This is a genomic window from Mesorhizobium sp. NZP2077, assembly GCF_013170805.1.
GTDB lineage: Bacteria > Pseudomonadota > Alphaproteobacteria > Rhizobiales > Rhizobiaceae > Mesorhizobium.
In genome coordinates, this window is sequence record NZ_CP051293.1 from 1647576 (window position 1) to 1667500 (window position 19925).

The following is a 19925-nucleotide window of genomic DNA, read 5'->3' on the forward strand; positions in this document are numbered from 1 at the left end:
GCGGTCAGCTCAGGCTACCGATCAGCTTCTCAAGCAAGCGTGAAAGCGTCTCCTGCTCAGTGCGGGTCAGGCCTGCGAGAATCTCGTGTTCGTTGGCGACATGGGCGGTGACGGCCTCGTCGATCAAGGCGAAGCCTTTTTCGGTCAGCCGCACGACGATGCCGCGCCGATCGTTGGGGTGCGGTCCGCGTTGGATCAGCCCGGAGGTCTCCAGCCGGTCGAGCCGGTTGGTCATGGCGCCTGAGGTCACCATGGTGGCCTCGTAGAGAGCTGTCGGCGTCAGCGCGTACGGGGAGCCGGAACGACGCAGCGTCGCCAGCACGTCGAATTCCCCGGCCTGCAATTCGTAGCGGGCAAACAGCGGAGCGAGGCGGTCGCGAGCTATCAGGGATGATGCCTCGTTCAGCCGCCCGAGCACGCCCATCGGCGAGACATCAAGATCCGGCCGCTCCCGTTTCCACTGCTCGATCGCACGCGCTGCCCTGTCCACTGTCTCACCATTAAATATCTTGACGTTAAGAATCTTTCTATTATCTTACCGCAAGAGGCAACGCCGGCCAAGGGGTCGCGCACCACAGGGCTCGATCATGAAATTTCTCTGGGATTCGGTGCTCGGCCTGCTGGTCGTCACCGGCGGCCTGCTTGGCCTGACGCTGCCCTTCGGCAAGCTTGCCACGGCGGCCGGTGTGCCGGCCATGGTCTGGGCCTTCGTCATCTCGCTCGGCGCCGGCGGCGTCCTTTTGTGCGTGCTCTTGGCACGCGGCGAGCGCATCCGGCTCACCCGCCACAAATTGCGTTATTTCTTCGTTACGGCCGCCGTGTCCTATGCCGCACCCAACCTCTTGATGTTCTCGGCCATTCCGCATCTAGGCGCCGGCTATACCGGCATCATGTTCACGCTTTCGCCTGTCATCACGCTGGTGTTCTCGATCCTGCTGCGTGTCCGGCGCCCCAACATGCTGGGCATTGTCGGCATCGCCGTCGGCTTCGTCGGCGCCGTCATGGTGGCGGTGACGCGCGGCGAGGCCGGCCAGCCGGCCGATCTGTTCTGGGTGGTCATGGGGCTTCTGATCCCGGTCAGCCTTGCCGCCGGCAACATCTACCGCACGGTGGATTGGCCGGAAGGCACCGGTCCGATCGAACTTGCCGTCGGCAGCCATCTGGCGTCGGCGACGCTGCTGCTGGCCGGCATTCTCGCCTTGTTTGGCATCAGGGCCTTCGTTCCGCTCGGCGCCGTGCCGCTGGTCGCCGTCGCGCAGGTCGCATCGGCATCGGCGATGTTCGCCTTCTTCTTCCGGCTTCAAGCGGTCGGCGGCCCGGTCTATCTCAGCCAGATCGGCTATGTGGCGGCCGCCGTCGGGCTGTTTGCCGGTACGATCTTCCTTGGCGAGCACTATCAGCTGCTGACCTGGGTCGGCGCCGTCATCATCACCGTCGGCGTCTTCATCACCACCAAGGCTCAGAGCCAGAAGGGTAGTAGATCAGAAACCTGAAACGAGACAGGGTCAGACCGACCCTTTTTCCGCCAGCACCATGTAGTTGACGTCCATGTCCTTCGACCGCGCCCAGCGGTCGGCAAGCGGACTGTAGGTGACGCCGGTGCGGTCGATGATCGTCAGGCCGGCACCGCCCAGCGCCTTTTCCAGCTCTTCCGGGCGCACCAGCTTGCCGAACTGGTGGGTGCCGCGCGGCAGCCAGCGCAGCACGTATTCGGCGCCGATGATGGCGAGGCCGAGCGCCTTCAGCGTGCGGTTGATGGTGGCCACGAACATGATGCCGCCGGGTCGGACCATCTGCCCGCATTTGGCGACGAACAGGTCGATGTCGGCGACATGCTCGACCACTTCCATGTTGAGGATGACATCGAATGTCTCGCCGGCGTCGGCAAGGTCCTCGGCCGTCGTGGCGCGGTAGTCGACGCTCACATTGCCTTCGGCCGCATGCAGTTTCGCCACTTCGATGTTTGTTTCGGAGGCATCCGCTCCGACCACTTCGGCGCCAAGCCGCGCCATCGGTTCGCACAAAAGGCCGCCGCCGCAGCCGATATCGAGGATGCGCAGGCCCTCGAACGGCCGCGCTGCGCGCGGATCACGGCCGAAGCGCGCCGCTATCTGGTCGCGGATATACGAAAGCCGGACCGGATTGAATTTGTGCAGCGGACGAAACTTGCCGTTCGGGTTCCACCATTCGGCGGCAAGGGCGGAAAAGCGTTCCACTTCTCCGGCATCGATCGTCGATCGTCGGGGCTCTGGCATCGGTTGGTCTCCTAGAGCTCTTTGATTTGTCGCAGTTCCTGACGGAAAACCGTTTCACACTTTTCCTGGAATTGCTTCAGAGCGCTAGGAAGTCGGGCGTGAGGGCGGGAATGTCAAGGCAGCAATTTTCAATGCTGCCAAGGAACGGCCGACAAAGCGCCGGCGTTGCCGAAGGCGCCGGTCTATTTCGCGTCCAGCACGTCACGCAGCTTGGCCTCGAGCTGCTCGATGGTGAACGGCTTGGCCAGGAAGTGCACGTCACGGTCGAGCACGCCGTTGTGGACGACGGCATTCCTGGTGAAACCGGTGGTGAAGACGACTTTCAGACCGGGTTGGCGCGCGACCGCTTCCTCGGCGAGCTTGCGGCCGTTCATCACCGGCATGACGATGTCGGTGAAAAGCAGGGCGATGCCAGAGGTCGCCGCCAGCTTCTGAAGGGCCTCCTGGCCACTTCCAACGTGGATCACCGTGTAGCCGAGTTCACGCATAGCGTCCGTCGTTGAGGCCCGCACACGGGCGTCGTCCTCGACGACCAGGATCGTTTCGGTGGCCTTGGCAGGGTTCTTGCCCCGCTCGGCAGGCGCTACCGGCTCCTCCGCTCCGAAAAATCGCGGCAGATAGATCCTGATCGTCGTGCCTTCGCCTGGCTCGGAGTAGATCTTGACGTGGCCGCCAGACTGCTTGACGAAGCCGAACACCTGGCTCAGACCAAGTCCCGTGCCCTTGTTGACCGGCTTGGTCGTGAAAAAAGGCTCGAAGGCCTTGGCCATCACATCCGCCGACATGCCCTCACCGGTGTCGCTGACCGCGATCATCACATACTGGCCGGCGATCACCTCTGCATGGGTGGCGGCGTAGCTGTCGTCGAGATGGCTGTTGGCGGTCTCGATGGTCAGCTTGCCCTCTTCTCCCATCGCGTCACGAGCGTTGACCGCCAGGTTGAGGATTGCATTCTCGATCTGGCTGGGGTCGGCATGGGTTCTCCACAGACCGCCCGCCAGCACCGTTTCGATGCGGATACCTTCGCCGAGCGCACGGTGCAGAAGGTCGGACATGCCGGTCACCAGACGGTTGGTATCGACCACCTGTGGCGCCAGCGGTTGCTGGCGGGAGAAGGCAAGCAGCCGGCCGGTCAAATTGGCCGCGCGGGTCGCCGCATCCGTCGCAGCCTCGATGAATTTCTCGATATCGTTCTCGCCGCGCTTCAGCTTGCGCTGGGCAAGATTCATGGCGCTGAGGATCACCGCCAGCATGTTGTTGAAATCGTGGGCGATGCCGCCGGTCAGTTGGCCGACGGCCTCCATCTTCTGCATCTGGCGTATCTGGGATTCGGCCTTTTCACGTGTCTGGATCTCGTTGCCGAGCTCGATGTTCTTGCGCATCAGCTCTTCCTGGGCGGTGACGACCTCGCGGAAGCGGCGGCGGGATTGGCGGATCGTGTAGGCGCCGAGCAGGAAGACCGCCAACAGCGCGACCAGCGAGCCGATCCGCAGCCAGGCCTCGACCTGGTCGGTGTGCTCGTCGCGCGCGGCGATGTCGGCGGCGCCGATGCGCCGGATCGTATCCATGCTGGCGCGGATCTCGTCCATGGCGGCCTTGCCCTGGCCACTGCGGACCAGTTGCAAGGCCCCGGTCGCGTCGCCCTTGTCGTAGAGAGCGATCGTCTCCGCCAGTTCAGCCTGCTTTTGCGCCAGCGCGTCCTTGATGTGGCTGACCTGCGGGGCAAGCTGATCGTTCGAGGCTGTCATGGCATCGATGTGGGCAAGTTGCCCCGGGATCGCATCGACAGCCTTCTGGTACGGCTCGAGATAGGATTTCTCGCCGGTCAGCAGGTAACCGCGCTGGCCGCTCTCGGCGTCCTGTGCCAATGAAAGCAGCCCGGAAAGCTGTTCCTGGTATTCGATTGTCTCGCGCGCGGCGGCACGGTTGGCCCGCTGGCCCTCGACCAGCAGGGCGCGAGTGCCGACGATCAGCGCCAGCAAGGCGAAGCCGACGACAAGCGGGAGCGATTGCAATCGCATGGCGCGTCGAAGACGAGCAATCATGTGTTATGCCGAACCAAAAGGAATTCCCCGCGGGCAGCATTTGGTAAGCGGCGCGGGCCTGGAAGGCAATATGGCGTCGTCTTGAGCCGGCATTCCGCCGCCAGCCTTGCGAAACCGAAAGCATTTGGCTAAGGAGGCCGCGCATTCAGCGGCGGGCGAGAGCCGGGCGCTTTCCTTCGTTTTCGGCTCCAGGCCGGCTTCAGTCAAAGGCATTTCGCTTCCATGGCGCGTATCGTGATGAAATTCGGCGGAACCTCCGTCGCCGACATCGCCCGCATCCGCAATGTGGCGCGTCACGTCAAACGCGAGGTCGACGCCGGCCATGAGGTGGCGGTGGTGGTTTCGGCGATGGCCGGCAAGACCAATGAGCTGGTCGGCTGGACGCGCGAGGCCTCGCCGATGCACGACGCCCGCGAATATGACGCAGTCGTCGCCTCCGGCGAACAGGTCACGGCGGGCCTGCTGGCCATTGCCTTGCAGAACATGGGCGTGCATGCGCGCTCCTGGCAGGGCTGGCAGATCCCGATCAAGACCGACAACGCGCACGGCGCGGCGCGCATCCTCGACATTGACGGCGCCTTCCTGATCAAACGCTTCGGCGAGGGCCAGGTGGCCGTCATCGCCGGCTTCCAGGGCATTGGGCCGGACAATCGCATCGCCACGCTTGGCCGTGGCGGCTCCGACACCAGCGCGGTCGCCATCGCCGCGGCGGTCAAGGCGGACCGCTGCGACATCTACACCGACGTCGATGGGGTCTACACCACCGATCCGCGCATCGAGCCCAAGGCGCGGCGGCTGGCCAAGATCTCGTTCGAGGAAATGCTTGAAATGGCCTCGCTCGGCGCCAAGGTTCTGCAGGTGCGTTCGGTCGAGCTTGCCATGGTGCACAGGGTGCGTACCTTCGTGCGGTCGTCCTTCGACGATCCCGACGCGCCCGGAATGGGGGATTTGCTCAATCCTCCGGGAACGCTCATTTGCGACGAGGAAGAGATCGTGGAACAGCAGGTCGTCACCGGAATTGCCTACGCCAAGGACGAGGCCCAGATTTCGCTGCGCCGCGTCGGCGACCGTCCAGGCGTCGCCGCCGGCATTTTCGGGCCGCTGGCCGAGGCCAACATCAATGTCGACATGATCGTCCAGAACATCTCCGAGGACGGCAAGTTCACCGACATGACCTTCACGGTGCCTTCCGGAGACGTCGACAAGGCACTTATCGTGCTGGAGCGCCTGAAAGCCGAGATCGGCTACGATGTCGTGCAGTCGGAAGCCGGCATGTCGAAAGTTTCGGTCATCGGCATCGGCATGAGGAGCCATGCCGGTGTCGCCGCCACCGCATTCAAGGCGCTGGCCGACAAGGCGATCAATATCCGCGCCATCACCACCTCCGAGATCAAGATTTCGATACTGATCGACGGTCCGTACACAGAACTCGCGGTTCGCACTTTGCATTCCGTCTACGGTCTGGATAAGCAGTAGCGAGAACGATTTGAGTTGTTGCGTGTGCGCCGGTCGCAGTGGAAACTGCGGCGGGCAATATGCCCATTGGAGAAGAAGCCGCGATGCGTGACCAGGCCAGTGGCCCGCGCGTTTTGCTGAAACGGCTCCGCGAGCTCATGCAGGAGCCGCTGGAGCCGCAGGAGCGGCTTGACCGGATCGTGCGCGACATCGCTTCCAACATGGTCGCCGAAGTCTGCTCGCTCTACGTGCTGCGCGCCGATTCGGTGCTCGAGCTTTACGCCACCGAGGGTCTGAACCCGAACGCCGTCCACCTGGCGCAGCTGAGGCTCGGGCAAGGCCTTGTCGGCACCATCGCGGCAAGCGCGCGGCCGCTCAACCTCTCCAACGCGCAGGAACATCCGGCCTTCGCCTATCTGCCGGAGACGGGGGAAGAGATCTACAATTCCTTCCTCGGCGTGCCGGTGCTCAGGGCAGGGCGCACGCTGGGCGTCCTGGTCGTGCAGAACAAGACCATGCGCCATTACCGCGACGATGAGGTCGAGGCGCTGGAAACCACGGCCATGGTCATCGCCGAGATGATCGCCACCGGCGACCTGGCGCGGCTGACCCGACCTGGCCTCGAACTCGACCTGCGCCGGCCTGTCAGCTTCACCGGCCTGTCGTTCAACGACGGCGTCGGACTTGGCCATGTCGTGCTGCACGAGCCGCGCATCGTCGTCACCAACCTGTTCAACGAGGACAGCGAGGAAGAGGTCCGGCGGCTCGAGACCTCACTCGGCTCGCTGCGGCTCTCCATCGACGACATGCTGGAGCGCCGCGACGTCGCGTTCGAGGGCGAGCATCGCCAGGTGCTCGAAGCCTATCGCATGTTCGCCAATGACCGCGGCTGGGTGCGGCGCCTGGAAGAGGCGATCCGCAACGGCCTGACGGCGGAAGCTGCGGTGGAGAAGGTGCAGAGCGACATGCGCGCCCGCATGCTTCACATGACAGATCCCTATCTGCGCGAACGGATGAGCGATTTCGACGACCTCGCCAACCGGCTGCTGCGCCAGCTGATGGGACGCGGGCCGGAGGATGTCGCCAACTCGCTGCCGAAGGACGCCATCATCGTTGCCCGCTCGATGGGCGCCGCTGAACTGCTCGACTATCCCCGCGACAAATTGCGCGGGCTGGTGCTCGAGGATGGCGCAGCCACCAGCCACGTCGTCATCGTTGCGCGCGCCATGGGCATTCCGGTCGCCGGACAGATGAAGGGCGCCGTTTCCATGGCGGAAAACGGCGACGCCATCATCGTCGACGGGGAAGAGGGCGTGATCCATCTGCGGCCGCAGCCCGATCTCGAAGCCGCCTATGCCGAGAAGGTGCGCTTCCGCGCCCGCCGGCAAGAGGTCTATCGCGAGCTGCGCAAGAAGCCGTCGACGACCAGGGACGGCGTCCAGGTCGATCTCTTGATGAATGCCGGGCTTGCCGTCGACCTGCCGCAGCTTGCCGAGGCAGGTGCGGCCGGTATCGGCCTGTTCCGCACCGAATTGCAGTTCATGGTCGCCTCGACCTTCCCGCGCGCCGAGGCGCAAGAGAAACTCTATCGCGACGTGCTCGAGGCGGCGCGCGGCAAGCCGGTCACCTTCCGCACCATCGATATCGGCGGCGACAAGGTGCTGCCCTATTTCAAGGGTGCCATCCAGGAAGAGAACCCGGCGCTCGGCTGGCGGGCGATCCGCCTGACGCTTGATCGGCCTGGGTTGCTGCGCACCCAGATCCGTGCCTTGCTGAAGGCCAGCGGCGGGCGCGAGCTCAAGCTGATGCTGCCGATGGTGACCGAACTCGGCGAGATCGCGCAGGCGCGCGAAATCATCGACCGCGAGGTGAGGCATCTCTCTCGCTTTGCCCATCATTTGCCGACCAGCCTCAAGCTGGGCGCGATGCTGGAAGTGCCGTCGCTACTGTTCCAGCTCGACGAATTGATGAAAGCCGTCGATTTCGTCTCGGTCGGTTCGAACGATCTGTTCCAGTTCGTCATGGCGGTCGACCGCGGCAACACGCAATTGGCCAACCGCTTCGACACGCTGTCGGCGCCGTTCCTGCGTGTGCTCAAGCAGATCGCGGATGCCGGCATCCGCAACCACACGCCGGTGACGCTGTGCGGCGAACTGGCCGGCAAGCCGATCTCGGCGATGGCGCTGATCGGCCTCGGCTTCCGTTCGATCTCGATGTCGCCGGCCTCGATCGGCCCGGTCAAGGCGATGCTGACGGAACTGCCGCTGGACGAGCTGACGGCGTTCTTCGACGACAATCTGATGGCGCCGGCACAAGGGTTGCCGATGCGGGCGCTGCTGCAGGCCTTCGCCGACGATCGTTCGATCCCGTTGTAGGGCCCTCATCATGGTCAATTTGCCCCGCGATCGTATGGATCAAGTCGTCAAGCGTTTCGAGATGCTCGAAGCGCAGATGTCGGCCGGACCGGCGCCGGATGCCTATGTGAAAATGGCATCGGAATATGCCGAGCTGCAGGACATGGTGGCCAAGGTCAGGGAACTGCGCTCGGCCGAGCATGAGCAGGCCGACCTCGAAGCGATGCTCGCCGACAAGCGCACAGACGCCGAGATGCGGGCGCTCGCCGAGGCGGATCTGCCCGGGGTGGAGGAGCGCATCGAGGCGCTGCAGAAGGATATCCAGGTCCTGCTGTTGCCCAGGGATGCCGCCGACGACAAGAACGCCATCCTCGAAATCCGTGCCGGCACGGGCGGCGATGAAGCCGCGCTTTTCGCCGGTGACCTGTTTCGCATGTATGAGCGCTACGCCGCCGGGCGCGGCTGGCGGTTCGAGACGGTGTCGGCCAGCGACGGCGACGCTGGCGGGTTCAAGGAAATCATCGCCACCATTTCCGGCAGGGGGGTGTTTGCCCATCTGAAATTCGAATCCGGCGTGCACCGCGTGCAGCGCGTGCCGGCGACGGAGGCCAGCGGGCGCATCCACACTTCGGCTGCGACCGTCGCCGTGCTGCCGGAAGCGGAAGAGGTCGACATCGAGATCCGTGCCGAAGACATCCGCATCGACACGATGCGCGCCTCGGGCTCCGGCGGCCAGCACGTCAACACCACCGATTCTGCAGTGCGCATCACCCATTTGCCGACCGGCATTATGGTGGTGCAGGCGGAAAAGTCGCAACACCAGAACCGGGCGAAGGCCATGCAGATCCTGCGCGCCCGGCTCTATGATCTCGAGCGCAGCAAGGCGGACGAGGAACGTTCCGAATCGCGCAAGTCGCAGGTCGGTTCCGGCGACCGCTCGGAGCGCATCCGCACCTACAATTTCCCGCAAGGCCGCGTCACCGACCATCGCATCAACCTGACGCTCTACAAGCTCGACCGGGTGATGATGGGCGAACTCGACGAGGTCATCGACGCGCTGATCGCCGATCACCAGTCGAAACTGCTGGCCGATATCGGCCTTGATGGCTGATCCTCTGTCCGAAGCGCTGGGGCTGCTGCTGCGGGAAGCGCGGGTCAGGCTTGCGGCGGCCGCGGTCGCCGATCCGGCGCTCGACGCGCGGCTCATCGTCGAACATTTTTCCGGCACGACGCGCACGCAGGCCATTGCCGAACCCGAACGGACGATCGACAGGAAGGCCATCGCCGCGATCGACGACGCCCTGAGGCGGCGAACCGGTGGCGAACCGGTGCATCGCATCCTCGGCTACCGCGAATTCTACGGTTTGCGCCTGTCGCTGTCGCCGGAAACACTGGAGCCGCGGCCGGATACCGAGACGCTGGTCGAGGCGGTGCTGCCTTTCGTCAAGGCAATAGCCGCGCGGGAAGGCGCCTGCCGCATCCTCGATCTCGGCACCGGCACAGGGGCCATCGCGCTGGCGCTGCTGAGTGCGGTGCCGGCCGCGACCGCTACCGGTGTCGACATTTCCGCCGGCGCGCTGGCAACGGCGGCCCGCAATGCCGGACAGCTCGGGCTTGGCGGCCGGTTCACGACACTGCAGTCGGACTGGTTCGAAAAAGTTTCCGGCCGATACCATGTAATTGCCGCAAACCCTCCCTATATACCCTCACAAGACATTGGAAATCTGCAGGACGAGGTCCGCGATTTCGACCCACGCCTAGCGTTGGATGGCGGTGTGGATGGGCTGAACCCCTACAGGATCATTGCCGCCGAGGCGGCACGGTTTCTTGAAGCCGAAAGCAGGATTGCGGTCGAGATCGGCCACACGCAGCGCAACGAGGTTACGGACATTTTCAAGGCGGCAGGTTATGCATCGGCCTCTGCTTTGCGCGATCTCGGCGGAAACGACAGGGTTCTTGTCTTTCAATGGGGATAAGCCTTGACGCACTGCGAAAAAACCGCTTGGCAATACCAGGGAATGCGGCTAGGGTCACCGCAACCGGATGAGACGAAGCAGGCAGTGCTCTTAGCGATTCGGTCCTCCTTGGAAATAGCTGCCTTCTTGCGCAAACGACGCCCAAGCTTCGTGCGGGAATCGTCCGGCAAGTGATGTAACCGGAACAGGATGGCACGTGGCGCCAACGCAATTGATGCGGGCGAACGCCGGTGAAGAAACCAAACGGCTGGCTGCATGAGCGCCACCGTTCGTGACGAGTTTTCAAAAATTTCAAAATGAAGAGAGTCGAATGAGGCCACAACAGCAGAACAGGCGCATGCGCGGTCGCAACAACAATGGCGGCGGCGGTGGCAACAACAATAATAACAACAACAACCGCAAGGGACCGAATCCCCTGACGCGCAACTACGAGAGCAACGGCCCGGACGTGAAGATCCGCGGATCGGCTCAGCAGATCGCCGAAAAATACGCCACCCTGGCCCGAGACGCGCACAGCTCCGGCGATCGGGTTATGGCGGAGAACTACCTCCAGCACGCCGAACACTACAACCGCATCATTGCCGCCGCACAGGCGCAGATGCCGATCCAGAATGCGCAACAGAATCGCGATGATTTCGACGATGACGGCGACGAGGATCGTGACGACTTCGATAATTCCGGCAACAACAATGTTTCCGATGCCCAGATCCCGGTGACCAACCATGGCGCCGGCCCGCAGCCGGTCATCGAAGGCATGCCGGCCGAGGTTGCGCTGAACCGGGAAAACGGTCGCGACAATCGAGACAATAGTGGGCGCGACAACAATGGCGGGCGCAACAACGGCCGCGACAACAATGGCGGACGCCATCGTGATCGTCGCCCCAATGGCGGCTACGGCCAGAACGGCCAGCGCGACTTTGCTTCGTCCTCCGATCAAGGTGGCCAGCAGCAGCGCAACGAGACACCGGTCCAAGTGGACGCACAGGCAGAGTCCGCTTCACCGGTCGAGATCGTTGCGGCAGCCGAGCCGGCTCCGCTGTTCGAGAGTTTCTCGCCAGCGGCTCTTGCCGCCCAGGCCGAGCTGAACGAGGCGGCCGCCGAGAGCGGTGCTGCCCGTCGCCCGCGCCGTCCGCGCCGTCCGCGCACAAACGTCGATCAGGTCGATGGCGGTAGCGAAAGCGCCGATACGGGCGAGGTGGCAGCCAGCCCCGTCGACAGCGGCAATGCCGAGCCCGTGATTGTCGATATCGACAACTGATCGAACAGCACTTCAAGACGTTGAACGGCGGGGAGAAATCTTCGCCGTTTTCGTTTGGGCTGACGTGGAATATTATGCATTGACCGATATCAAGGCGTCTTGAGACGGCATGGTCCATGCACCATATCTCGGCTGAACAGGATCCGGCTCAAATGGGCGGGTCCGTCACCGCAATCTGATCCGGTGCCGCAAAGCGGGCCGGTGATGGAAGGAGACAGATATGAACCTCGAGAAATACTCAGAGCGCGTGCGCGGCTTTATCCAGTCCGCGCAGACCATGGCGCTCTCCCGCAATCACCAGCAATTCACCCCCGAACACATGTTGAAGGTGCTCGTCGACGATGACGAGGGCCTGGCCGCGTCGCTGATCGAGCGCGCCGGCGGCAATGTCCGCGACGTCAAGCTTGGCGTCGAGACGGCGCTCGAGGCGATGCCGAAAGTCGAAGGCGGCAACGGCCAGCTCTATCTGGCGCAGCCGCTGGCCAAGGTGTTCTCGACGGCGGAAGAGCTGGCCAAAAAGGCCGGCGACAGCTTCGTCACCGTCGAGCGGCTGCTGCAGGCGCTCACCATGGAGAAGTCGGCCAAGACCGCCGAAATCCTGGCCAAGGGCGGCGTCACCGCGCAGGCGCTGAACCAGGTCATCAACGATGTCCGCAAGGGCCGCACCGCCGATTCGGCGAGTGCGGAGCAGGGCTATGACGCGCTGAAGAAGTACGCGCGCGACCTCACCGCCGACGCCCGCGCCGGCAAGCTCGATCCGGTCATCGGCCGCGACGACGAGATCCGCCGCACCATCCAGGTGCTGTCGCGCCGCACCAAGAACAACCCGGTGCTGATCGGCGAGCCGGGCGTCGGCAAGACGGCGATCGCCGAAGGCCTGGCGCTGCGCATCGTCAATGGCGACGTGCCGGAATCGCTGAAGGACAAGCAGCTGATGGCGCTCGACATGGGCGCGCTGATCGCCGGCGCCAAATATCGCGGCGAATTCGAGGAGCGGCTGAAGGCCGTGCTTTCGGAGGTCACCTCGGCCGCTGGCGGGATCATCCTGTTCATCGACGAGATGCACACGCTGGTCGGCGCCGGCAAGGCGGACGGCGCCATGGATGCGTCGAACCTGTTGAAGCCCGCGCTGGCGCGCGGCGAACTGCACTGCGTCGGCGCGACCACGCTCGATGAGTACAGAAAGCATGTCGAGAAGGATCCGGCACTTGCCCGCCGTTTCCAGCCGGTCTTTGTCGACGAGCCGACGGTGGAGGACACCGTCTCGATCCTGCGCGGCCTGAAGGAGAAGTATGAGCAGCACCACAAGGTGCGTATCTCCGACTCGGCGCTGGTGGCGGCGGCGACGCTGTCCAACCGCTACATCGCCGACCGCTTCCTGCCCGACAAGGCGATCGACCTGGTCGATGAGGCCGCCTCGCGGCTCAGGATGCAGGTCGATTCCAAGCCCGAGGCGCTGGACGAGATCGACCGCCGCATCATGCAGCTCAAGATCGAGCGCGAGGCACTGAAGGTCGAGACGGACGAGGCCTCGAAGGACCGGCTCGCCCGCCTGGAGAAGGAGCTTGTCGGCCTCGAGGAGGAATCGACCGAGATCACCGCCAAGTGGCAGGCCGAGAAGCAGAAGCTCGGGCTTGCCGCCGACTTGAAGAAGCAGCTCGACGAGGCACGCAACGACCTCGCCATTGCCCAGCGCAAAGGTGAATTCCAGCGCGCCGGCGAGCTTGCCTATGGCAAGATCCCGGAGCTGGAAAAGAAGCTGAAGGAGGCCGAGGCCCAGGACGGCAAGGTCGGCATGGTCGAAGAAGTGGTCACGCCGGACCACGTCGCCCATATCGTCTCGCGCTGGACCGGCATTCCGGTCGACAAGATGCTGCAGGGCGAGCGCGACAAGCTGCTGCGCATGGAAGACGAGATCGGCAAGCGTGTCGTCGGCCAGGGCGAGGCGGTGCAGGCCGTTTCCAAGGCGGTGCGGCGCGCGCGCGCCGGGCTGCAGGATCCGAACCGGCCGATCGGCTCATTCATCTTCCTCGGGCCGACCGGCGTCGGCAAGACCGAACTGACCAAGGCGCTGGCAAGCTTCCTGTTCGACGACGACAGCGCCATGGTGCGCATCGACATGTCGGAGTTCATGGAGAAGCACTCGGTCTCGCGGCTGATCGGTGCACCTCCCGGCTATGTCGGCTATGAGGAGGGCGGCGCGCTGACCGAAGCCGTGCGGCGCCGGCCCTATCAGGTCGTGCTGTTCGACGAGATCGAGAAGGCGCATCCCGATGTCTTCAACGTGCTCTTGCAGGTGCTCGATGACGGGCGTCTGACCGACGGCCAGGGCCGCACGGTCGATTTCCGCAACACGCTGATCATCATGACGTCGAACCTCGGCGCCGAATATCTGGTTAATCTCGGCGAGGACCAGGATGTCGATGCCGTGCGCGACGAGGTTATGAATGTGGTCAAGGCGTCGTTCCGGCCGGAATTCCTCAACCGCGTCGACGAGGTGATCCTGTTCCACCGGCTCCGCCGCAAGGACATGGACCGCATTGTCGAGATCCAGCTCAAGCGACTGGAGAGCCTGCTTGTCGATCGCAAGATCACGCTGTCACTGGATCACGAATCGATCGAGTGGCTGGCGGCCAAGGGCTACGACCCGGCCTACGGCGCGCGGCCGCTGAAGCGGGTGATGCAGAAGGAACTGCAGGACCCGCTGGCGGAGAAGATCCTGCTCGGCGAGATTCTTGACGGCTCGACGGTCAAGGTCACCGCCGGCTCCGACCGGTTGAACTTCCGCTCGAAGCCGACGGTCGTCGCGACCGAAGCGGCGGCCTGATCCAACGCCGCGCGTCCAGCCTGGACGCGCGGCGTTTTCATCGTGATGGTGGGGCGCGGATGACGCTGGACGACTACAACGGCTTCTGCGCCTCGTTGCCCGCGACAAACCATGTCGTCCAGTGGGGCGGCGCCCATGTCTGGAAGGTCGGGACCAAGGTGTTTGCGATCGGCGGCTGGGATCAGGGCCAGCAGCTCTTCGTCACCTTCAAATGTTCCGACATCGCCTATGATTTGCTGAAGGAACAGCCGGGCTTGCTGCCCGCGCCATACCTTGCCTCGCGCGGCATGACATGGATCCAGCGTCGGACAAGCCAGAGCATGGATGATGCTGCGCTGAAGGACTATCTGCGCGAGAGCCATCGCCTTGTCGCCCTGAAGCTGACCAGGCAGGGGCGCAAGGCATTAGGGCTCGCAAGCTAGGGTCAGGACCTATTAATTTGTTGAATTGATATCTGTTGGGTGATTCAAGGTGGCAGGAGGTGCCGCCTTGAGTGATTTGCTGATGTTGACCCCGGAGCAGATGCGCCGGATCGAGCCCTATTTTCCTTTGTCGCATGGTGTGCCGCGTGTAGATGACCGCCGGGTGCTGAGCGGCATCCTGTTCGTGATCCGCAATGGCTTCGCTGGCGAGATGTCCCTTCTGACTACGGTCCGCACAAGACCATCTACAACCGCTTCATCCGCTGGAGTCGGCTGGGTGTGTTCAATCGCATCCTGGCGGAACTGGCCGCGCAGGGCGGCGAAACGGACAATCTGATGATCGATGCCACCCATCTCAAAGCGCATCGCACTGCCGCCAGCCTCCTTAAAAAGGGGCTCTATCCCGATGTATCGGACGCAGCCGAGGTGGACTGACCACCAAGCTGCAAGTGGTCTGTGACGGCAAGGGACGCCCGCGGCTGCTGCATCTGAGCGAAGGGCAGGCCAATGATCACAAGACTGCTGCGGCAGTGATCGAGGATTTGCCCGCCGCCAACGCCCTGCTGGCCGATCGGGCCTACAGTTCAGCGGCCTTCCGTCAGGCGCTCGTCGAGCGCGGTATCACGCCATGCATCCCGCCCCATGCCAAGCATCGTATTCAGCACAGCTACGATCCTGTCCTATACCGACAACGCCACAGGATCGAGAACATGTTCGCACGCCTCAAAGACTGGCGACGCATCCACACCAGGTACGACCGATGTGCTCACACTTTCCTGTCGGCGATCGCCTTCGCTGCAGCCTTCATCTTCTGGATCAATGAGTCCTGACCCTAGCTAATATTCGTCGATACGCCGGAAATCCGCCATCTTCATGCCCGGTTCATGTTGGAACCATATGGTGGGGTAACTGGTTTGCTGGCGAAGGGGTTCGCCTTACAGGGACACCACTGCCGGGCGGCGGCAATTACGGACCGGAGAGTTTGGCCACGATGTTCCGCACGATCTTTGCCCTTTCGGCGATTGCCGCCGGGCTTGTGTCTTCTGCCGCGCTTGCCGCGCCGACACAGGACAACGCACCAAGAATTGCTCGCGCTGCCAATGATGGCGGCATTCTCGTCGCCCAGGACGGAAATCTGGACATCTACTACGACGCCCGCGGCAACCGCGTGATCGTCGATGCCGACACCGGCAAGGTTGTCGCCATCCAGCCGCCGCAGACACGGCTTGATCGTCGTGCGTTGCGCCGTGAAACCAGGCTGCGCGAGTTGGGCCGGGCTCCCGCCAACGATGATCGTTACTATCTCGACGATCCGGAAGACATGGCGCGGTTCCGCCGCAAGCAGTTGGAAGAGGAAGGCCGGGTCATCCCGCCGCCAGCCGATGAATACGATCCCAATAGTGATAATTCCGTAGATGCCTATCCGCCGGCGCCGCAGGACGACGGCAGTTACGATAACTATCCCGACGCGCCGCAGCCGGCAAAGCCAGGCACCATCAAGCGCCAGCCGCTCAACGAGGCCTCGATCGATCCGGCGCAGCCGGACGTGCAGCAGACCAATCCGGAAACGCAGGCAGCCCTGCCGCCGGACACCAACGGCAAGGCCGCCGTCGATCCGTCGCTGTCGCTTGGAGCCCGCCAGGACGTCGCGGCATTGCAAGTGCTGCTCGACCGCGGTGGTGCTTCGCCTGGCGTCATCGACGGTCGCTTCGGCTCGAACGTTGACAAGGCGCTTGCCGCCTATAATGAAATTACAGGCAGCAATCTGAAGTCGACCGATGCGGTCGGCATCCAGGCAGCACTGGCACAATCCGGTGGCGATCCCTTCGCGAATTACACCATCACGGCGGAGGACGCGGCCGGCCCCTATGTCGCCTCGATCCCGGAAGACTACAGCCAGAAGGCGCAGCTCAACTGCATGTGCTACACCTCTGTCACCGAGGCGCTGGCGGAGCGCTTCCACATGGATGAGAACTATCTGAAGTCGATCAACAAGGGCCTCGACTTCAACCGTCCCGGCACGATCATCAAGGTCGCCAATTTCGGCAAGCTGGTGTCGACGCCGGTCGCGCGCATCGTCGCCGACAAGACCAAGAAAGAAGTTTACGCCTACGATGCGGGCGGCAAGCTGGTCGCAGCCTATCCCGCGACCATCGGCTCGGCCGACACGCCGTCGCCCACCGGCATCCACGCCGTGTCGCGCATCGCGCTCGACCCGAACTACACCTACAACCCGAACATCAATTTCAAGCAGGGCCAGAACGACAAAATTTTGACCGTTCCGCCAGGCCCGAATGGACCTGTAGGGTCGGTCTGGATCGCCTTGGACAAGCCGACCTACGGCATCCATGGCACGCCGGAACCGTCGAAGATCGGCAAGACCGAAAGTCATGGCTGCGTGCGCCTGACCAACTGGGACGCGCGCGAACTCGCCAAGCTGGTATCGCCAGGCGTTACCGTGGAATTCGTTGGCGGACCTTCAGCCGATGACGTTGCGCAGCAATGAGCCGCGCAGCGCGGCGGCATAGGTGAACTGCACGACCAGAATGAAGCCGACGCTGAGCAACGGGTTGATCAGGCAGAGTAGCGCGCCGACCGCCCACAGGATCTGCGCCTTGACGATGCGCAGATAGACCGTGCGCTTGGTTTCGGCATCGACATCTTCCGCGACAAAGCCGTTCTTCTCTGCATAGCGCCAACTGGCGAACAGGGTGAGACCGAGCATCAGCAGGTTGAGCCAGTAGACCAGCACCGCAGTCCTGAATTCGAGAAAGTCGGCCAGAAGGTCGGTCGAGAACGGCAGCAGGGCGATAAAGGCAAGAAAGCAGAGGTTCAGCGTCGCAAGCCGTCTATCGGATCTGGCGATGAGCCCATGCTGCGCCTGCTGGCCGAACCAGAAGATGGTCAGGGTCAGGAAACTCAAGGCATAGGTCAGGAAGCGTGGCGCCAGTGCTGCGATGGCGGCAAGCAGATCGTGTTCTGAATGGATTGCCTCATGCGCCGGCACCCTGATCTCAAGCACGATGAGCGTGAGCGCGATGGCGAAGACGCCGTCGGTGATGCCGACGATGCGGCCGCGCCCTTCCGCCGATGCTTCAAGTGGACGCTTCATCGATTTCTCCCGCCTGCCGCCTTCCGGAAAACTTAGCATGACTGCTGCCGTTTGCATCCGGGGTGGATGTATCCTGGCCAACCGGCTGGTTTCAAGGACTGCAACCTGCTGGCCGGTTGTTGCCGGCGCGCTTGGGGTCTAAGCAGGGTGCCATGCATTCACCAAGCGAAGCCGCCGCCGTCCCGCTGACCAGCCCGGTTGCCAACGGGACGTTCTGTCCGCAATCGCAGCGGCGATTCGTGCTGATTGCGGCAATCCTGACTTCGGCGCTCGGCTTCATCGACGGATCGATCCTGGCCATCGCCATGCCGGCGATCCGCATCAACCTCGGTGCCAGCCTTGCCGAGGCGCAGTGGATTTCCAATGCCTATGCGTTGACGTTGTCGGCGCTGATCCTTGCCGGCGGGGCTGCCGGCGACAGGTTCGGGCTGCGCCGCGCCTTCGTCGCCGGTATCGTGTTGTTCGTCGCGGCGTCGCTCGCCTGCGCGCTGGCGCCGAATGCTGTCGTGCTGATCGCGTTTCGCGCCCTCCAGGGCATTGGTGCGGCGATCATGGTGCCGGGCAGTCTCGCCATCATCGCCAAGGCCTACCCGAAGAAAGAACGCGGCCGCGCGATCGGCATCTGGGCCGCCGCATCAGCGCTGACGACGGCACTAGGCCCGGTGCTCGGCGGCCTCGTGCTGTCGGCTTTCGGCGGCGGCATCTGGCGTGCGATCTTCGCCGTCAACCTACCGCTCGGCCTGATCTCGATTTATCTCTTGCTTGCCAAGATTCCGGCCGATGCGCCGACGGAAGAACGCAGCCTTGATCTCGGTGGTGGGGCGCTGGCGACACTGGCCTTCGGCGCGCTCGCCTATGGGCTGACCTCGATGAGTTCCAGCGGCGAGGGCCATATGGCGGGGCCGAGCATCGTCGCCGGCGTCGTGCTGCTTGTCGTCTTTGTCCTGTTCGAGCAGCGGCAGCGCGAGCCGATGATCAACCTCAGCCTGTTTCGCATCGGCGCTTTCGCCGGCGCCAATCTCGCGACCTTCTTCCTCTATTTCGCGCTGTCGGCCAATCTTTTCTATCTGCCGATGCTGCTGATCGCCGGCTGGGGGCTGAGCACGGCCGAAGTCGGCTTCACCTTCCTGCCGCTGTCGGCATCGATCGCGCTTCTCTCGGGACCGGTCGGCCAATTGTCGGACCGGATCGGGCCGCGTTTCCCGATCGCCTGCGGAAGCCTGGTCGTGGCTTTCGCCTTTACCGGACTTGCCTTGCTCACCCATGCCGGCATCCACAATTTCTGGACGGGAACATTTCCGTTGATGGCGCTGATGGGGCTCGGCATGGCGCTGGTCGTCTCGCCACTGTCGACCGCGATCATGACAGCGGTGGAAGACAAGGATACGGGGGCAGCTTCGGGCATCAACAATGCCGTCTCGCGCATTGGCGGCCTAATCGCGGTGGCGGCGATGGGGTCACTGGCCGCCTGGATCTACGCCAATGCATTGGACGGCAGTGCGATATCAGGCGTGCCAGGCTTTGGCGAACCGGCGCCAGCCGACCTTGCGCCGGCGCTCGATGCGGCAAGGCTCGCCGCCAGCGACGCCGCCTTTTCGGTGGTCTCTTCGGTGACGGCGCTGCTTTGCCTGCTTTCCGCCGTCATCGCTTGGACGACAGTTTCCGGCTCGCCTCTGCCTTGGTCGCGGCGCGCCGAATCCAGGCAGGACTGAAAAGCCGGGGGATCAGCCGTCGATCTTGGCGCTCGCCACCTTCAGCGAATTGCCATCTTCCTGCTTCAGCAGATCGTCGATACGTTCGCGCTCGCGCTTGAAGGCGACGAGGTCGTCGCCCTTCAGCACCTTGCCGACCGGCAGGCGGACACGCATCGAATCGACCTTGGTGCCGTTGACGATCAGCTCGTAGTGGAGGTGAGGACCTGTGGAGAGACCGGTCTGGCCGAGATAACCAATGACCTGGCCTTGACGAACATGAACGCCCGGCGCGATGCCTTTGGCAAAGGCGCTCTGGTGATTGTATGAGGTCTCGTAGCCATTGGCATGGCGCAGGATGATCTGCTTGCCATAGCCGCCGGCCCAGCCGGCTTTCTCGACGACGCCATTGCCGGCAGCGATGATCGGCGATCCGATCGGGGCGGCCCAATCGGTGCCTGTGTGCATGCGGACGTAGCCGAGGATAGGATGCTTGCGTGCGCCAAACCCGGAGGTGAATCTCCCGTTGG

Annotated in this window: 15 protein-coding genes and 1 pseudogene (1 of these 16 only partly in view); 11 read left to right on the forward strand and 5 right to left on the reverse strand. The window is 63.5% G+C overall.

Annotated features, from left to right (window positions below; genetic code table 11):
* Window positions 1-4: 4 nt before the first annotated feature.
* Window positions 5-490: a MarR family transcriptional regulator gene (locus tag HGP13_RS08170; RefSeq protein ID WP_172223735.1), complete on the reverse strand. Its 486-nt coding sequence runs from the start codon at window positions 488-490 to the stop codon at window positions 5-7.
* Window positions 491-587: 97 nt separating this feature from the next.
* On the opposite strand from HGP13_RS08170, the gene HGP13_RS08175 reads away from it, so the two are divergent.
* The gene (locus tag HGP13_RS08175) at window positions 588-1493 is read left to right on the forward strand and encodes a DMT family transporter (RefSeq protein WP_172223737.1); all 906 of its coding nucleotides are present in this window, start codon (window positions 588-590) and stop codon (window positions 1491-1493) included.
* A 12-nt stretch (window positions 1494-1505) separates the two neighbouring features.
* Here HGP13_RS08175 and ubiG read toward each other — a convergent pair whose 3' ends face one another.
* Both ubiG and HGP13_RS08185 read right to left on the reverse strand, forming a co-directional pair.
* Window positions 1506-2255, reverse strand: coding sequence for a bifunctional 2-polyprenyl-6-hydroxyphenol methylase/3-demethylubiquinol 3-O-methyltransferase UbiG (gene ubiG, locus HGP13_RS08180; RefSeq protein WP_172223740.1), 750 nt, complete (start codon window positions 2253-2255; stop codon window positions 1506-1508).
* 182 nt (window positions 2256-2437) lie between these two features.
* A complete protein-coding gene (locus tag HGP13_RS08185) occupies window positions 2438-4276 on the reverse strand; it encodes a CHASE3 domain-containing protein (protein ID WP_172223744.1) in 1839 nt (612 codons plus the stop codon).
* A gap of 246 nt (window positions 4277-4522) precedes the next feature.
* Here HGP13_RS08185 and HGP13_RS08190 point away from each other — a divergent pair, with 246 nt between their 5' ends.
* From HGP13_RS08190 to HGP13_RS08230, 9 genes and pseudogenes are all read left to right on the forward strand, one after another.
* Window positions 4523-5776 (forward strand): aspartate kinase, encoded by a 1254-nt coding sequence (locus HGP13_RS08190; protein WP_172223746.1) that lies wholly within the window; start codon window positions 4523-4525, stop codon window positions 5774-5776.
* 83 nt (window positions 5777-5859) lie between these two features.
* Window positions 5860-8130, forward strand: a complete 2271-nt coding sequence (ptsP, locus tag HGP13_RS08195) for a phosphoenolpyruvate--protein phosphotransferase (protein ID WP_172223749.1) — start codon at window positions 5860-5862, stop codon at window positions 8128-8130.
* Window positions 8131-8140: 10 nt separating this feature from the next.
* Window positions 8141-9220, forward strand: coding sequence for a peptide chain release factor 1 (gene prfA / locus HGP13_RS08200; RefSeq protein ID WP_172223752.1), 1080 nt, complete (start codon window positions 8141-8143; stop codon window positions 9218-9220).
* Window positions 9213-10085, forward strand: coding sequence for a peptide chain release factor N(5)-glutamine methyltransferase (prmC, locus tag HGP13_RS08205; RefSeq protein WP_172223754.1), 873 nt, complete (start codon window positions 9213-9215; stop codon window positions 10083-10085). The genes prfA and prmC overlap by 8 nt, the downstream gene beginning before the upstream one ends.
* Before the next feature lie 310 nt (window positions 10086-10395).
* A complete protein-coding gene (locus HGP13_RS08210) occupies window positions 10396-11343 on the forward strand; it encodes a DUF4167 domain-containing protein (RefSeq protein ID WP_172223757.1) in 948 nt (315 codons plus the stop codon).
* A 220-nt stretch (window positions 11344-11563) separates the two neighbouring features.
* Window positions 11564-14170 carry an ATP-dependent chaperone ClpB gene (gene clpB, locus HGP13_RS08215; protein WP_172223760.1) on the forward strand — a complete coding sequence of 869 codons (2607 nt, stop codon included), beginning with the start codon at window positions 11564-11566 and terminating at the stop codon, window positions 14168-14170.
* A 59-nt stretch (window positions 14171-14229) separates the two neighbouring features.
* Window positions 14230-14592 carry an MmcQ/YjbR family DNA-binding protein gene (locus tag HGP13_RS08220; protein ID WP_172223763.1) on the forward strand — a complete coding sequence of 121 codons (363 nt, stop codon included), beginning with the start codon at window positions 14230-14232 and terminating at the stop codon, window positions 14590-14592.
* Between the two features lie 67 nt (window positions 14593-14659).
* Window positions 14660-15422 (forward strand): annotated as a pseudogene (locus tag HGP13_RS08225) (IS5 family transposase).
* Between the two features lie 161 nt (window positions 15423-15583).
* Complete coding sequence (locus HGP13_RS08230; RefSeq protein ID WP_172223765.1) at window positions 15584-17098, forward strand: L,D-transpeptidase family protein; 1515 nt, start codon at window positions 15584-15586, stop codon at window positions 17096-17098.
* On the opposite strand, the gene HGP13_RS08235 is transcribed toward HGP13_RS08230, so the two are convergent.
* A complete protein-coding gene (locus tag HGP13_RS08235) occupies window positions 17072-17704 on the reverse strand; it encodes a TMEM175 family protein (RefSeq protein WP_172223769.1) in 633 nt (210 codons plus the stop codon). The two genes, HGP13_RS08230 and HGP13_RS08235, sit on opposite strands and share 27 nt — an antisense overlap.
* A 152-nt stretch (window positions 17705-17856) precedes the next feature.
* Here HGP13_RS08235 and HGP13_RS08240 point away from each other — a divergent pair, with 152 nt between their 5' ends.
* Complete coding sequence (locus HGP13_RS08240; protein ID WP_172223772.1) at window positions 17857-19416, forward strand: MFS transporter; 1560 nt, start codon at window positions 17857-17859, stop codon at window positions 19414-19416.
* 12 nt (window positions 19417-19428) lie between these two features.
* On the opposite strand, the gene HGP13_RS08245 is transcribed toward HGP13_RS08240, so the two are convergent.
* Window positions 19429-19925, reverse strand: the 3' end of a protein-coding gene (locus HGP13_RS08245) for a M23 family metallopeptidase (protein ID WP_172223776.1). The gene runs 1474 nt beyond the window's last position; only the last 497 of its 1971 coding nucleotides appear in the window; its start codon lies beyond the right edge, outside the window; the stop codon is at window positions 19429-19431.